General features: G+C 63.1%; 11 protein-coding genes and 1 tRNA gene. 3 read left to right on the plus strand and 9 right to left on the minus strand.

What is annotated here, in order from left to right; all coding sequences use genetic code 11:
* Positions 1-292: 292 nt before the first annotated feature.
* Positions 293-2,071, minus strand: a complete 1,779-nt coding sequence (locus ACQR1X_RS02645; protein ID WP_434898265.1) for an acyl-CoA dehydrogenase — start codon at positions 2,069-2,071, stop codon at positions 293-295.
* Between the two features lie 289 nt (positions 2,072-2,360).
* Between ACQR1X_RS02645 and ACQR1X_RS02650 the strand changes: the two genes are divergently transcribed.
* A tRNA-Gln gene (locus tag ACQR1X_RS02650) sits at positions 2,361-2,435 on the plus strand.
* Positions 2,436-2,459: 24 nt separating this feature from the next.
* Here the strand turns inward: ACQR1X_RS02650 and ACQR1X_RS02655 are convergent.
* The gene (locus ACQR1X_RS02655; RefSeq protein ID WP_434898266.1) at positions 2,460-3,146 is read right to left on the minus strand and encodes a hypothetical protein; all 687 of its coding nucleotides are present in this window, start codon (positions 3,144-3,146) and stop codon (positions 2,460-2,462) included.
* 325 nt (positions 3,147-3,471) lie between these two features.
* Here ACQR1X_RS02655 and ACQR1X_RS02660 point away from each other — a divergent pair, with 325 nt between their 5' ends.
* Positions 3,472-3,996: a dienelactone hydrolase family protein gene (locus tag ACQR1X_RS02660; protein ID WP_316218415.1), complete on the plus strand. Its 525-nt coding sequence runs from the start codon at positions 3,472-3,474 to the stop codon at positions 3,994-3,996.
* A 388-nt stretch (positions 3,997-4,384) separates the two neighbouring features.
* Positions 4,385-5,356 (plus strand): bifunctional enoyl-CoA hydratase/phosphate acetyltransferase, encoded by a 972-nt coding sequence (locus ACQR1X_RS02665; protein ID WP_434898267.1) that lies wholly within the window; start codon positions 4,385-4,387, stop codon positions 5,354-5,356.
* Between the two features lie 151 nt (positions 5,357-5,507).
* Here ACQR1X_RS02665 and ACQR1X_RS02670 read toward each other — a convergent pair whose 3' ends face one another.
* The 7 genes from ACQR1X_RS02670 to ACQR1X_RS02700 form a co-directional block, all read right to left on the minus strand.
* Positions 5,508-5,789 carry an acyl carrier protein gene (locus tag ACQR1X_RS02670; RefSeq protein WP_315802371.1) on the minus strand — a complete coding sequence of 94 codons (282 nt, stop codon included), beginning with the start codon at positions 5,787-5,789 and terminating at the stop codon, positions 5,508-5,510.
* Positions 5,786-6,997 carry a dihydrolipoamide acetyltransferase family protein gene (locus ACQR1X_RS02675; protein ID WP_434898268.1) on the minus strand — a complete coding sequence of 404 codons (1,212 nt, stop codon included), beginning with the start codon at positions 6,995-6,997 and terminating at the stop codon, positions 5,786-5,788. Before ACQR1X_RS02675 ends, ACQR1X_RS02670 begins: the two co-directional genes overlap by 4 nt.
* An 8-nt stretch (positions 6,998-7,005) precedes the next feature.
* On the minus strand, positions 7,006-8,013 hold the full coding sequence (locus ACQR1X_RS02680; RefSeq protein WP_315802373.1) for an alpha-ketoacid dehydrogenase subunit beta: 1,008 nt from the start codon (positions 8,011-8,013) through the stop codon (positions 7,006-7,008).
* A gap of 6 nt (positions 8,014-8,019) precedes the next feature.
* The gene (pdhA, locus tag ACQR1X_RS02685; RefSeq protein ID WP_434898269.1) at positions 8,020-9,024 is read right to left on the minus strand and encodes a pyruvate dehydrogenase (acetyl-transferring) E1 component subunit alpha; all 1,005 of its coding nucleotides are present in this window, start codon (positions 9,022-9,024) and stop codon (positions 8,020-8,022) included.
* Positions 9,021-10,832 (minus strand): acetate--CoA ligase, encoded by a 1,812-nt coding sequence (gene acsA / locus ACQR1X_RS02690; RefSeq protein ID WP_434898270.1) that lies wholly within the window; start codon positions 10,830-10,832, stop codon positions 9,021-9,023. Before acsA ends, pdhA begins: the two co-directional genes overlap by 4 nt.
* 408 nt (positions 10,833-11,240) lie before the next feature.
* On the minus strand, positions 11,241-11,687 hold the full coding sequence (locus ACQR1X_RS02695; RefSeq protein ID WP_434847611.1) for a YbhB/YbcL family Raf kinase inhibitor-like protein: 447 nt from the start codon (positions 11,685-11,687) through the stop codon (positions 11,241-11,243).
* Positions 11,688-11,698: 11 nt separating this feature from the next.
* Positions 11,699-14,539 (minus strand): AMP-binding protein, encoded by a 2,841-nt coding sequence (locus tag ACQR1X_RS02700; protein WP_434898271.1) that lies wholly within the window; start codon positions 14,537-14,539, stop codon positions 11,699-11,701.
* Positions 14,540-14,637: the final 98 nt, after the last annotated feature.

The following is a 14,637-nucleotide window of genomic DNA, read 5'->3' on the forward strand; positions in this document are numbered from 1 at the left end:
CTTCGCTGCGCTCGCGATGACGGAATTCCGAGTAGACGGCCTGCGCAAGAAACGACCTTCATCGCCACAAAGTTTGCAATGACGTAGTGCGGGGCAGGGCGCGGCCACAACCTCAACTGTCGTCCCGGCCTTGAGCCGGGACCCATAACCCCAGGGAGGAGTGCGGGGCACGATGGAGGAGCGATTGGGCCAAGCCATGACCGCCGGTGAGTCTGGGTCCCGGCTCAAGGCCGGGACGACACCTTTTGTGTGGCGCATGTCGCGCCACCAGCACATTGTGTGGCTCGAGTCCTCACGCCACCAGCACGGCCTCCGCGGCGAGCACGGCGTCGGCGCCGTCGGTGACGGTCTTTTCCAGCGACGGCGCCTGCACCGCGAACGTCTCGGCGAAGAAGCGGGCCAGCGCGACGTGGCGGGCGCCGTCGGTCTCGTTCTCGCTGCGCGCGGCCAGCGCCTCGTTGGCGAGCATGCAGCCGCCGAGCGCGGAGCCGAACAGGCGCAGGTAAGGCGTGGCGCCGGCGAGCGCGTCGTTCGGCGCGGTGCCGAGCTTGTCCAGCAGCCAGCGGCTGGAGCGGTCGAGCGCGCCCAGCGCTTCGCGCAGCTTGGCGCCGGTGGTGCCGAAGGCCGGATCGTTCGAGGCCTCGACGCGGCGGACGATGTCGGTGAGCTCGTCGAGCAGCTTGAACACCGAGGCGCCGCCATTGGCGCCGAGCTTGCGCGTCACCAGGTCGATCGCCTGGATGCCGTTGGTGCCCTCGTAGATCGCGGTGATGCGGGCGTCGCGATAGTGCTGTGCGGCGCCGGTCTCCTCGATGAAGCCCATGCCGCCATGGATCTGCACGCCGAGATAGGCGACCTCGTTGCCGATGTCGGTGGAGAAGGCCTTCGCGATCGGCGTCAGCAGCGCGCCGCGCGCGGCGGCCTCGGCACGGACGGCCGGATCCTTGGCGCGCACGGCGACATCGAGCGCGACGGCGGTGGCGTAGCAGATCGAGCGCGAGGCGGCGGTCAGCGAGCGCATCTGCATCAGCATGCGCTTGACGTCGGGATGGGCGATGATCGCATCGGAGCCGGTGCCTTTGCTGCCGACGGCGCGGCCCTGTTTGCGCTCCTGCGCATAGGCCAGCGCCTGCTGATAGGCGCGATCGGCGACGCCGACGCCCTCGAGGCCGACGCCGAGCCGCGCCTGGTTCATCATCGTGAACATGCAGCGCATGCCGGCATTCTCTTCGCCGACGAGATAGCCGATGGCGCCGCCATGGTCGCCCATCGTCATGGTGCAGGTCGGCGAGGCGTGCATGCCGAGCTTGTGCTCGATGCCGCTGGCATAGATGTCGTTGCGGGCGCCGAGCGAGCCGTCGGCGTTGACGAGGAATTTGGGGATGAGGAAGAGCGAGATGCCCTTGGTGCCGGCCGGCGCGTCCGGCAGCCGCGCCAGCACGAAATGCACGATGTTGTCGGTCATGTCGTGATCGCCATAGGTGATGAAGATCTTCGAGCCGGTGATGCGGTAGGTGCCGTCGGCGGCGCGCTCGGCGCGGGTGCGCAAGGCGCCGACATCGGAGCCGGCCTGCGGCTCGGTCAGCTGCATGGTGCCGGTCCACTCACCGGAGATCAGCTTGCCGAGATAGATGTCCTTCAGCTCGTCGCTGCCATGCGCGTCGAGCGCCTCGATGGCGGAGAGTGTCAGCAGCGGACACAGGCCGAAGGCGACGTTCGAGGCGCTCCAGATCTCGGTGCAGGCGGCGTTGATGGCGAGCGGCAGGCCCTGGCCGCCATGCGCCTCGGGGCCGGACACCGCGTTCCAGCCGGCCTCGGTCCAGCGCTTGTAGGCATCGGGCCAGCCCGGCGCGGTCGTCACCTTCTTGTCGGCGAGCTTGACGCCGTTCCTGTCGCCGATCGTGTTGAGCGGGGCGAGCACGTCGGTGGCGAACTTGCCGGCTTCCTCGAGCACGGCGGCAGTGATGTCGGGGTCGAAATCGCCGTAATGGCCGGCCTCGACCGCCGCCTTCAGCCCGGCGCCGTGGTTGAGGGCGAGCAGCATGTCGTTGAGCGGGGCGCGATAGGTCATGGCGTGTCCTCGGGGGTCGAAATTTGCCGGTTTGGCCGCCGTCATCCCATGAAACCGGCCGGGTCTCAACTTTTTCGCAAGTCGTTGCGGCAGGCCGCCGCGGCGGCTCGGGACGGGCGGGATAAGAGCTTGTCCAAATTGACGAATTGGCGGCAGCCCCGGATCACTTGGGCGCGCCGCAAAATTCCTGCCGCCCGGCGGTTGAAATGGGCGGGCGCGCTCTGTAGACCACGGACGCCGATCCGGAATCGCCGGGCGTCTCCACGCTACGCCGATCCGCCGAGCCTGATGGGGCGTAGCCAAGCGGTAAGGCAGCGGATTTTGATTCCGCCATTCGGAGGTTCGATCCCTCCCGCCCCAGCCAGATTTCTGCTGCCCGGTCAGTATCTTACATTTTCACGATTTTGTTGTTCTGAAACTCGCCAGAGACCGCATTCTGAAACTCCGTTTGCGTTGTGTTCGCCAAGACGTGAGCTCGTCGTTTGCGTGTGGCCGCAAGGATGCGCGGAGCTGTGCGCTTGGCATAGCCGGCGTAACTTTCCTTTGTGCAGTGTGCCGACAGGGCGCGCCCCTGTCCCTCCGTAAGTTCGGCTTCCTCAAGCTCGGTCATCCCGCCGTGTCGGCAGGCGTCGAGACTGTCAGCAAACCCTACTCGTTCTCCGGCATGCAGAAGATCGTTCAACGGATGCGGAAGGAAATTGGTCTGGCCCTCACGTTCACACTCGACGGCGAATTCGGCCGGGTATAGTCGGTGAACTACGCGCCATGCCTTGCGGCATAGGCCGACGAATTTTTCGCCGCGCCGAAAGAGGACACTTTCGCCCGCGCTATTCTTGATGAACATCTCGTAGACCTTATCGGCGGCGCGCGGGGTGATACTCTTGATCGGCAGCGATCCGATGCGCTCACCTTTTTTGTTTCGCAGATCGCAGACGGCTTGCATGCTGTGCTCATAGCTTGGCCACGACCGCTTCGAGACCTTCTCAAGACACGCCTTCGTCTGCTTATATTCGCGGAAAAGCCAGTCAAGCGACCCGACGCGCGCTATAGAAGCTTTCGCGTAGATCACACCCAATCTCGCTCGAAGAGCGCCATTTTCCGCTCTCCGTGACAATTGGTGATTGTAAGATCGTCACCGGAGAACCGGACACTCATTGATCTGTGTCAAGAAACGAAGCCTATCGAGAGGACAAGGTTGTGGCCTCTACCGAGGAGCCGCTTTATCGATGGCACAGGTAAGAAGTGACACCCACGACATCCGGATCCCGCCGATTGGTCTTGCAGGAGTGTTGCATGTCCCGGGAGATGCCTATGCAATTGTCGCCTTCGTACATGGGAGTGGTTCAAGTCGGTTGAGTCCGCGAAACCGGGCGGTCGCAGACGCATTGAACACCCGGGGTATGGCGACGCTTCTATTCGATCTTCTCACCGACGATGAAGAGGATGATCGGGCCAACGTCTTCGATATCTCGCTGCTAGCGGACCGGCTCGCTGGCGTTGTCAGCTGGCTGGATGCACAGCCGTCTCTCGCAAGGCTTCCCCTGGGCCTGTTTGGGGCCAGCACTGGAGCTGCGGCTGCACTCGTTGCGGCCGCGAAATGTCCCCGGCGCGTGAGGGCTGTCGTATCGCGGGGCGGCCGTCCGGACCTTGCTGGTGACTTCCTTGATGAAGTTCGGGCCCCCACCCTCCTTGTTGTGGGAGGAGCGGATGTCGGCGTGATCGAACTCAACGAGGAGGCATTGGCACGGCTGCAGGGTTTGAAGGCCCTGGAAATCATTCCGGGTGCCAGCCACCTGTTTCCCGAGCCGGGAGCGCTGGAGGCGGTTATTGAGCATGCTGCTCGCTGGTTCGAACATTATCTCGGGGCTGGCTCGGAGAAGTCGGCGCCCGGTATCGGGACCGAAAACGAGCGCAAGGGATCGTAGCGCCGTTCGAGAGCCGATTGGAGACGAGATGGATCGTTTTCGTCTCCGGCCACATGCGACCTGCCTCAGCCGAACGTGAACAGCCAGTCCGTGACGGCACGACGATCACGACGCTGGGCGCAAGGCTGACAAGCTTCTGCGATTCGCTGCCAAGTAACAACGATGCAGGCACGCGACGTGTCATGACCAGCCCTGCGCAGAAAGGCAGTTTGAAGCAATGCTGGATATCGCCGATCCGCTCCAGCCTCGCAACCTCCGTGGCTGGATTGACGTTTCTCTCAAGCCGCCTGCTTGGTCGTCAGACCTTTGATTTACCTCATGGCACCCGTCTATCCATGGGGCTGGATATGACAAGCATCTCCGAGCGGAGTCATGTCGGATGAATCCTATGGACAGCGGAACCATCACAGTCCAGCAAGGAGGCGCGTCTGTCCGCCCCGAAGCGAAGGGCCGTCACTATCAGAGGATCATTGAGCAAGCGGAAGGCCTGCAGCCCCTCCGCACAGCCGTCGTCCATCCAGTTGATGCCCTGTCTCTCAGCGGTGCCATCGAAGCAGCGCGAGCGGGCTTGATTCTGCCCGTGATGGTCGGGCCCGAGGCGAAGATACGGGCGGCGGCCGAGCAGGCCAAGCTCGATTTGACCCCTTACGAACTCGTTCCGGCTGAGCACAGCCATGCGGCCGCTGTACTGGCGGCCGCCCTCGCCCGCGACCGCAGGGTGGAAGCGCTGATGAAGGGCAGCCTGCATACAGATGAATTCATGATGCCGATCCTGGCTGAGGAGAAGCTGCGGACCGAGCGCAGGATGAGCCACATATTTGTCATCGACACCCCGCTCTATCCGCGGCCGCTTTTCGTGACCGACGCAGCCATCAACATCTATCCAAATCTCTCCGACAAAAGGGATATTGTGCAAAACGCAGTTGACCTTGCGCATGCGCTTGGCAATCCGTCGCCTCACGTCGCAATTCTCTCGGCAATCGAAACTGTTACCGAGAAGATTCGCTCCACGATCGATGCGGCGGCACTCTGCAAGATGGCGGATCGCGGTCAGATCACTGGAGCCGTCATCGACGGGCCACTCGCCTTCGATAATGCCGTTTCCAGGGAGGCGGCGACGAGCAAAGGCATCATCTCTCCGGTTGCCGGACGGGCCGATATCTTTGTTGTGCCCGACATCGAGGCGGGTAACATGCTGGCAAAGCAACTCGAATATCTCGCCGGCGCGGACGTTGCGGGCGTTGTGGTCGGTGCTCGCGTTCCCATCATTCTGACGAGCCGGGCCGACAAATCACTGGCGAGACTCGGATCTTGTGCAATCGCGTTGCTGTGGGCACGCTATCGCGTGCCGACTGCCTAGCAGAAACAGGACTTCTCGTCCTTAGACAGAGCCCAGCATCGCTCCGACCGGGGGGCGCGCGCCGCCGCCCGTTGCATCCTGATTCAAGCGGCCGGCGATTGAAGTTGCCGGGCAAGGCTCAGAACTCGCAATTCCCGCGGGCGCAACCAACTTACTCCTTGGCCGATTCCAGTTTGGCTCTGAGATAGGCGATCATTCCGGAGAGAGTAACGAGTTTGGGATAGTCGATCTCCGGAATATCGATGCCCGTCCGGTGATGCAGGGCGGTCACGAGGTTCAGGAAGTCTATCGAGTCAATATCGACGGTCTCGCGCAAATCAGCTGCTGGATCAATGTTTGCCAGATCGACTTCTGGCGCGATGTTGTTAAGCTCCTGTTTGACGATTTCGCTGAGCTCACCCTGCGTGATTTTGCGAATCTCGATCTCGGTCATAGCTTTTCAGGCTCCTGCAAAAGTCTGCCGATCTCGGCCAGAAACAAGGCGCCGGCGTGTCCATCGGTCACGCGATGATCACCTGCCAGCGTCATGGTCACCACGGAACGGGGGCCGATCACGCCATCGATGATCCAGGGACGCGTAACGACCTTACCAAAGCCAACGATCGCGACCTGGGGTGGATAGATGATGGCATAGAGAGCTTCGACTCCGCGCTCGCCTAGGCTGGATACTGTGATCGTCGGATCTGACAGTTCCGAACTGCGAATCCGCCCCGAGCGCGTTCGTTGCACCAGGTCGCGTAAGCTGCTCATCAAGTCGTGGAGCGGCAGTCGGTCCGCGTCATGCAGAGCCGGCGCCGCCAAGCCGCCGCCGCGGATCGCAATGGCAACCCCGACATGCACCGCCTTTGACGGCTCGAATTTGTTGTCGCGGTAGAAGCCGTTGAAGGCTGGAAAGCGACGAATCGCCAGCGCGACCGCCTTCAGCGCAAGCGCGCCGATCAAAAGGCGGCTGTCGGGCGGAAGCGCCGCGTTTTGGTCGGCCAGCCAGTGTTCGCATGGCGTGACGTCGATCTGATGTTCAAGATAATAGTGTGGGATCTCCCGCTTCGACCGGGCCATTGCGGCCGCGATGGCTGTCCGCATCGCCGCGAGATCAAGCCAGCCCGCGCGCCTCTTTTCGGTTGGTGGCGGGGTTGCGCCGGACTGTCGCTCCACGTCGACGTAGACGATTGCTCCGCCCGGTCCGCTGCCGGTGATGGTGGAGAGATCGACGCCGCGTTCTGCGGCGAGCCGTCGTGCGGCAGGCGAAGCGGGAAGCCGTCCCACGACAGCAGCCGCAAGCGGTGGCGGCATTGGCGCGCCGATCGGCGTGGGCGGTGGTTGGGAGGGCACCGCAATCGGGGGATGCGCGGTTGGCAGAGGTAACGGCGGTGGCACCGGTGCTGTGACGGCGGCTCTTTCTTCACCGTCGGTACGGATCAGTGCTAGCGGCGTTCCGACTGGCACCTTGCTGTGAAGATTGACGAGGAATTTTTCGATTTCGCCGGCCAGGAAGGTTTCGATCTCGATCGCACCCTTCTGTGTCTCGACCACCGCAACAATATCGCCGCGTTTGACCCGGTCTCCCGGCTTCACCAGCCATTCCACCAGCGTGCCGGCTTCCATATCGGCGCCGAGAGAGGGCATGAGGAATTCGGCCACGGCCCGCCTCACGTCCGGCCGAGCGCCGTTTTCGCAGCGGTCACGATCTTCGCTGTCTGTGGCAGTGCCGCGTTTTCGAGGTGGTGAGGGTAGGGGATCGGCACCTCCTCGCTGCAAACCCGCCCGATCGGCGCGTCGAGCGACCAGAAGGCTTGTTCGACGATGCGCATGCCGATCTCTGCCGCCAGGCTCCCGGAACGCCAGCCTTCGTCGACGATGACGGCACGCCGGGTCTTGGCCACCGAAGTCATGATCGTGGCGTCGTCGAGCGGCCGCAGACTGCGCAGATCGATCACCTCGGCATCGATGCCATCGGTTGCGAGCGCGGTCGCAGCCTCGAGCGTCTTCCAGAGCGACCCGCCATAGGTGATGAGAGAAATATCGCGGCCCTGGCGGCGCACGGCAGCCTTGTCGATATTGACGGCTCCGGCACCGGACGCGAGCTTGCCCGACATGTTGTAGAGCATGACGTTCTCGAAGATCAGCACCGGGTCGGGTTCCTGTAGGGCGGTCCACAGCATGCCGCGGGCATCTTCCAAGGTTGCCGGCGCGAGCACCTTGATGCCGGGAATATGTGCGTACCAGCCTTCAAGGCTGTGGGAATGTTGGGCTGCCAGCTGGCGGCCGGCACCGGTGGCCATGCGGATCACAAGCGGCACGCCGAACTGATTGCCCGACATGTGGCGCACCGTCGCTGCATTGTTGAGGATCTGATCGAGCGCGAGCAGGCTGAAATTGACCGTCATCAGCTCAACGATCGGCCGCATGCCAGCCATTGCTGCGCCAATGCCGGCGCCGGTAAAGCCTGACTCCGAGAGCGGCGTATCGCGAATCCGCTGCGGCCCGAATTCGGCGAGCAGTCCGTGACTCACCGCGTAGCAGCCGCCATAGCGACCGACGTCCTCACCCATCAGAAAGACGCGGTTGTCGCGGCTGAGCGCGTCCCGAAGCGCTGCACGCACCGCCTCGCGATAGGTCATCTCGATTGCATTGGTCCTGGGTGCCACCTGCTGCATGAAACCTCACATCCCGGTGGGGACCGCTCTGTCTGCATAAACAAAGCGGCTCAGTTGCTCGGTCGGCTCCCATGTCCCGGCCTCAGCAAAAACGACTGCTTCAGCGATTTCGGCATCGATCTCGGCCGTCATGCGGGACACCTCGTCCGGATGGACCATGTGATTGGCCTCGAGCCATCCCTGGAAACGCACAATCGGCTCCCGTGGACGCCACGACTCGACCTCGGCCTTGTCGCGGTAGAGCTGGGGATCGAACATTGAATGCGCGCGCAGCCGATAGGTGCGGCATTCAAGAAAATAGGGCATGCGCGTTTTGCGCACCGCCTGGACCGCGCGGCGGGCCGCCGCCTCGACCGCCACCACATCCATGCCATCGACGGCTTCCGAAGTGATGCGGTAGCATGCCGCCTTGCGCTGGATGTCAGTTTCGGATTCCGAAAGGGCGAGCGCGGTTCCCATGGCGTAGAGATTGTTTTCGCACACGAACAACACCGGCAACTGCCAAAGCTCCGCCAGATTCAGGCTTTCGTGGAATTCGCCTTCGGCCACCGCGCCGTCTCCGAAGAAGCATGCCGTGACGAGATCATCGCCCTGCATATGGGAGGCGAGCGCAAGGCCGATCGCCAACGGCAGGCCGCCACCGACAATGGCATTGCCGCCATAGAAATTGGTCGCGGCGTTGAACAAGTGCATCGAGCCGCCACGTCCGCGGCTGCAGCCTTCCTGCTTGCCGTACATCTCGGCCATCACGGTTGCCATCGGCACGCCGCGCACCAGGGCCTGCCCGTGCTCGCGATATGTCGCCACGATCCGATCGCGTTTTTCCAGCGCGGTTATCACTCCGACAGCGACCGCTTCCTCGCCGTCGTAGAGATGCATGAAGCCGCGGATCTTCTCCTGAGTGTACAATTCGGCACATTTCTCCTCGAAGCGGCGGATGCGGATCATGTGCTTGAGCAGACCCAGCATGTGCTCGCGCGATAAATGCGGCTTTGTGGCTGCAACCGTCATCGTTCTTCGCTTTCGAGAGTGGAGAGGTCGCCTTCGGGCAGACCGAGTTCGCGGGCCTTGAGGAGGCGCCGCATGATCTTGCCGCTGCGAGTCTTCGGCAGGTTCTGGCGGAACGCGATGTCCTTTGGCGCGACCGCCGGTCCGAGCCGCTGCCGCGCGTGGCCGAGGAGCTCCTTTCGCAGCGCGTCGCTCGGCGCAAAGCCCGGGTTGAGCGCCACGTAGGCCTTGACCACCTCGCCGGCAGTGGGCTCCGGGATGCCAATCACGCCGGCTTCCGCAACGGCCTTGTGCTCCATCAGGGTGCTCTCCACCTCGAAAGGTCCGATCAGATGGCCGGAGCTCTTGATGACGTCGTCGGCGCGGCCGACGAACCAGTAATAGCCATCGCTGTCGCGCATCGCGAGATCACCGGTGAGATACCAGCCGCCTGCAAAGCACTTCTTGTAGCGCGCCTCCTCGTTCAGGTAGCCCCGCATCATCGACGGCCAGCCCGGATGCAAGGCCAATTCGCCCATGGCCATCGGCCTGGTGATCTCGCGCAACGCGCCGCCTTCCAATCGTTCGACGATGCCGGCCTCGATGCCGGGTAGTGGTCGGCCCATCGACCCCGGCTTCACGTCCATCGACAGAAAATTCGTGATCATGATGCCGCCGGTCTCGGTCTGCCACCAATTATCGTGGAACGGCTTGCCGAAAGCCTCCATGCCCCACATCACGGCTTCCGGATTGAGCGGCTCGCCGACGCTGGCGAGCAGGCGCAGCGTCGACAGGTCGAACTTCTTGGCAAATTCGGCGCCGGCTTTCATCAACATGCGGATCGCGGTCGGCGCGGTGTACCAGACCGTGATTTTCTGATCCTGCAGAATGCGGTACCAGCGCTCGGTGTCGAACTCGGCCTGGTCGATGACCATGGTCACGCCATTGGTCAGTGGCGAAATGATTCCGTAAGAAGTCCCGGTGACCCATCCCGGGTCTGCGGTGCACCAGAAAATATCGTCGGGATGAAAGTCGAGCACGAGCTTGCCGGTCACATTGTGGGCGATGACCGCCTCGTGCACATGCACCGCTCCCTTGGGCGTGCCGGTCGTGCCGCTGGTGAAATGGAGCAGCGCCATATCCTCAGGGAGGGTCCGCACCGTCTCGAAGACTTCAGAGGCCTCCGCAAGCGCCGCAGCAAGGTCGATCGTATCGGGCGGCAAAGTGGCCGAGCATTCAGTCAGGAACACTCTTTCCAGGCTGGCGAGCTCCCTGCGCCAGGGCTCGATCTTGCGGCGATAGAAGGCTTCGGTGGTGATGAGCGCCTTGGCTCCGCCGATCGTCATGCGCGCCTTGATGGGCTCGGGTCCGAACGCCGAGAACAAGGGTGAAAACACGCCGCCATTCTTCAGCGTGCCGAGGGCTGCGATGTAGAGTTCCGGCACCCGCCCGAGCAGCGAGAAGACCCGGTCGCCCTTCCTTATCTCGTGCCGGGCCAGGGTGTTGGCGAAGCGGTTCACCTGGGCGCCGAGCGCGGCATAGGTGAAATCGCGAGTGCTGTCGTCGCGGCCGATCCAGCGCAGCGCAAGCCTGTCGCCGCGACCGGCCTTCATATGGCGGTCGATGGCCTCATGGGCGATGTTGAGACCGCCGCCGGGAAGCCCGTCGAGCAAGGCTCGCGCATCGGCCCATGAGAAGGTCCGCCTGGCCTGATCATAATCGATCAGGTTTGCGCCGACGTAGTCTTGCGGGCGCTTGCGGATTCGTTCCCATTGCTGCTCGGTCTGAGCTTCACTCCCGCCGCGGGAGTTCGCCGCGTCCGTGGTGGTCATGATTGGCTCCGGTTCATTGCGAACGCGCCCGACGCGTCGCTGTACCAGCTAAAATTTGGTCCGAGCGCGCGGACGCTCGTTGATCTGCGTCAACAATGAGCCCCGCGGTCTGCCGGTTTGGCACCGTGTGACCTGTCCCCGAAGTTTCATCCAGCCGCAATTGGAGTCCTGTTGGGTTTGCAGTGACGACGCAGGTGCGGCGCCCGCGTTTGGAGGCGCATATGAGCTGACGGTCATTGTCGATGACACCAGGCGAGCGAGCCGGAGATCCAGTTCGAGGGCCGCGATCACGCCACCATAGTCATATCAATGGGGGCGCGTCTCGCGAGCTTCTTGCCGATGCCCGACACGCGCGCTTTGCCGCAGATTGACAATGGGTCATGTTTCTGTGCGCTCAGGTTGGCAGCGCTATCTCTCATAGCGGCCGACAAGAACCGCTTCCGCGAGCGCAAATTTGCGTGCCTCGCGCTCGACATCCCGGCAGGACGCGTTTGCCTTGGCCCTGACATGGTCGGTCGAAAGCGCGAGCAGCCGAAAATGATAACGATGCGGCCCATGGCCATGTGGAGGGCAGGGCCCGCCATAACCGGTCTTGTGGAAATCGTTGACCGCTTCCTTGATGATCGCATTCGTGGCATCCTCGGCAAGCTCCGTCTTCGTGAACGGAATGTCGTAGGCCGCCCAGTGGTGCCAAGTGCCCGCGGGCGCGTCGGGATCGTCGCAGAGCAGCACGAAGCTCCGCGTTCCCGCTGGCGCACCGGACCACTGTAGAGGAGGCGAAACGTTGTCTCCGTCACAGGTAAAGTGCCGCGGAATGACCGCTCCGTCGGCAAAGGCGCTGGAAACGAGCTTCATGGCTCTCTCCTTCAGGCTGCGGGGGACATCGGCTCGGGCTTGACGAGTTCTTCCAGATCCGGCTCGCCGCAACGAGCGAGCATCCATTGTCGCACTTGGTCGCGCAGCCGAATGATGGATTGAAAATCGATGCCGCGGGGCTGGATCGGATCGCCGATCTCGATGCTGACTGCGCTGTAGCGCGGGAACCACTGATCGCTGCGCAACATTGTCCGTGTGCCGGCGATGATGCCCGGCAGGACGGGAAGATCGGCTTCTGCCGCGGTCTTGAAGGCGCCGAGATAGAAGCCGGACAACCCGGCCCTGCGCGTGAACGTTCCTTCTGGAAAGAAGACGAGAAGCCGCCGGTCGCGGGCTAGCGCACCCAGTCGCGCGGCATCCGTCAGGCTGCCCGAGACGTCGTAACGTTCGACGAAGGGAATATCGAGCCGGCGCAGGATTGGTCCTGCGACAAGCTGCTCGGCCAATTCACGCTTTGCGACGATCGCTGGCTCCCCGGGGAGTGTCGTAGCCAGAGCAAAGGCGTCCATATAGCTGGAATGGTTGAATACGAGTACCGCCCCTTGCGCAGGAATTTTCTCCAGGCCCTTGATCGCAAGCGGAACGCCCATCCCTGCGAGCGCAATGCGACCGATCTGCCTGAGCGCCGACCAGCGCGATCTCGGCGTCGGAAGGATGAGCACGGCAAGATATCCCGCAGCGAAGGCGCCGCCGAGCATGATCCACCACCATGCTGCATAGATGTCTTCGTAGAGCAGTCGGCCAAGCCGACCGACCTGAGTCGCCGCGCTGGCAAGGGCAAGACGCAACAACTGCAAACCAAGTGTGCCCTGGTGCGTATCGATATCGCCTCTTTGGTATAGCTCCCGGGCCGCACTGCGGCGAATCTTTCCGCTCGATGTCTTCGGCACTGTGCGGGGCGGCGCCAACACGATCTCGTCGGGTGGCGTGCCTGCGACGTCCGTCACAACCTCCTGGGCGCGCGCCTGCAACTCGAGGCGGCGAGGTTGGTCGGACTCACGGGTTTCGACCAGCACGACGACGCGCTCCGTCCCCGAGACGCGATCGGGTACGCCGAACACCGCGACGCCGCCTTTGTGCACGCCCGGGATATTGGCAACTGCTTGCTCGATCTCTTGGGGATAGAGATGCCTGCCAGCTCGTATGATGATGTCCTTGACTCGTCCCGTCACGAAGATGTCGCCCCCAACCATGTAGCCGCGGTCGCCGGTGTCGAGCCAATCTCCATGGAACAGTTCGCGCGTCTTCGTCTCGTTGCGGAAATAGCCGCTTGTCGCCGATGGGCCGCGAAACTCGATCCGTCCTTCCCGCCGTTCGCCCAGCTCGCGGCCGGTCGCGTCAACCACGCGGATTTCATGGCCGGGAAGCGGCTGGCCGCACGCCGGAATCTCCAGGACCGCTGTATCGCCAGGCGGTGCCGGCTTCGCGATGCCGTGAATACTCAGTTCGTCGCGATTGATGCGATCGATGACCGGCCCGCGGCCGAGCGGCGGAAAAGCCAGGCCGACGGAGTTTTCGGCCAGGCCATAGACCGGCGCCATCGCCTTTGCGGGAAAGCCGTGACGGCCGAACCGCTCGGCAAACTGGCGCAGAGTCTGGACGCTGACCGGTTCGGCGCCGTTGGCGACCATGCGCAGCGAGCCCAGATCGAGTCCCTCGAGATCATCATCGCTGATCTTGGCAAGGCATAGCTCGAAACCGAAATTGGGCGATGCTGAAAACGTTGCGTGATACCGATGCATCGCCCACAGCCAGCTCTGCGGTCGGATCAGAAAACTCAACGGCGACATCACGTAGAGCGGTGCTGCATAATGCATGCAGCCGAGCCACGCGCCGATCAGCCCCATGTCGTGATACAGCGGCAGCCAGCTGACGAAGACGTCGGCGGAACCGGCTTCCATCACCGTGCCCATCGCTCTGATGTTGGCGAGCAGCTTCGCATGGCTGAGCACCACGCCTTTCGGGTCACCGGTGCTGCCTGACGTATACTGGATCAGGGCCGTTGCACTCGCATCCTTCAAATGGGGTAGCGGCGCCGGCGCCGCGGAGGCTTCGATGTCGGCGACACTGGCGACGCTGACCAGGCTTTGCACCAGACTGCGAAGCAGGCCGGCTAATCGCCGTCCTTCCGGCATGGTGATCAGCATCCGGGTGCCGGCATTGCGCAAAATCATGGTCTGGCGCCGTAGATGGTCCTCAAGCTGCGACAGGCGCATCGGCGGGTAGATCGGGACCGGTATCGCGCCGGCGTAGAGAATGCCGAAGAAGGCGACGAAAAAATCGATGCTGGTTGGGAGCATCAATCCAATCCGGTCTCCTGCCGTGATGTCTCGTGCGATCAGACCACGGGCCACCTGCCGGGCTTTCGCCGCAAGTTCTCCATAGGTGAGCGTCCCGAGCGTCGTCGCCTCGTCCTGCAATACTGTCAAATGCAGCCGGTCGGCGTGTCGCGTTGCGTGCCAGTCCAGCACCTCGATCAAGGTGCGCGCCTCGCTTGCGGCCGGTACGGCCGGAAGCGCCGAAACCGGGTGCCCGACTGAGACCGGGCGGTCCAGCGTCGGGCCGGCCCGTTCGAGCGCGCGGACCAGATCCTCGACGGTTTCTGCCTCGCCGACCGCCTGCGCCGGAAGGCGAACGTGGAAAGCCCGCTCGATGCGCAGGATCAATTCAGTGCGCGCGAGGCTGTCGATCCCGAGGTCTCGCTCGATGCGACTCGAAGGCTCGACCTCCATGAACCGGCCGCGCTGAGGATGAAGCTCGTGGACGAGATCCTTCACGAGCGCGATCAAGGCGCGACGACGCTCGAGAGTGCCTGGCGCAAAATCATCCATGACATCAGGTAGCTCGAATAGCTCACGGGACTATTGAGCAATGTCAATTCGGCCATGCGCAGATGCGGCACTGGCAACCGCCAGCAGTTGCCCGCCGC

The sequence above is a fragment of the Bradyrhizobium sp. HKCCYLRH3073 genome (genome assembly GCF_051167995.1).
In the GTDB taxonomy this organism is placed as follows: Bacteria; Pseudomonadota; Alphaproteobacteria; order Rhizobiales; family Xanthobacteraceae; genus Bradyrhizobium.

Excerpts from the sequence above, each read along its gene's own strand:
- ACQR1X_RS02645 (WP_434898265.1), bottom strand. The coding sequence starts at position 2,071 with ATGACCTATCGCGCCCCGCTCAACGACATGCTGCTCGCCCTCAACCAC.
- ACQR1X_RS02670 (WP_315802371.1), bottom strand. The coding sequence starts at position 5,789 with ATGACCGAGATCGAGATTCGCAAAATCACGCAGGGTGAGCTCAGCGAA.
- ACQR1X_RS02660 (WP_316218415.1), top strand. The coding sequence starts at position 3,472 with ATGGCGACGCTTCTATTCGATCTTCTCACCGACGATGAAGAGGATGAT.
- ACQR1X_RS02700 (WP_434898271.1), bottom strand. The coding sequence starts at position 14,539 with ATGGATGATTTTGCGCCAGGCACTCTCGAGCGTCGTCGCGCCTTGATC.
- pdhA (WP_434898269.1), bottom strand. The coding sequence starts at position 9,024 with ATGACGGTTGCAGCCACAAAGCCGCATTTATCGCGCGAGCACATGCTG.
- ACQR1X_RS02695 (WP_434847611.1), bottom strand. The coding sequence starts at position 11,687 with ATGAAGCTCGTTTCCAGCGCCTTTGCCGACGGAGCGGTCATTCCGCGG.
- ACQR1X_RS02680 (WP_315802373.1), bottom strand. The coding sequence starts at position 8,013 with ATGCAGCAGGTGGCACCCAGGACCAATGCAATCGAGATGACCTATCGC.
- acsA (WP_434898270.1), bottom strand. The coding sequence starts at position 10,832 with ATGACCACCACGGACGCGGCGAACTCCCGCGGCGGGAGTGAAGCTCAG.
- ACQR1X_RS02665 (WP_434898267.1), top strand. The coding sequence starts at position 4,385 with ATGGACAGCGGAACCATCACAGTCCAGCAAGGAGGCGCGTCTGTCCGC.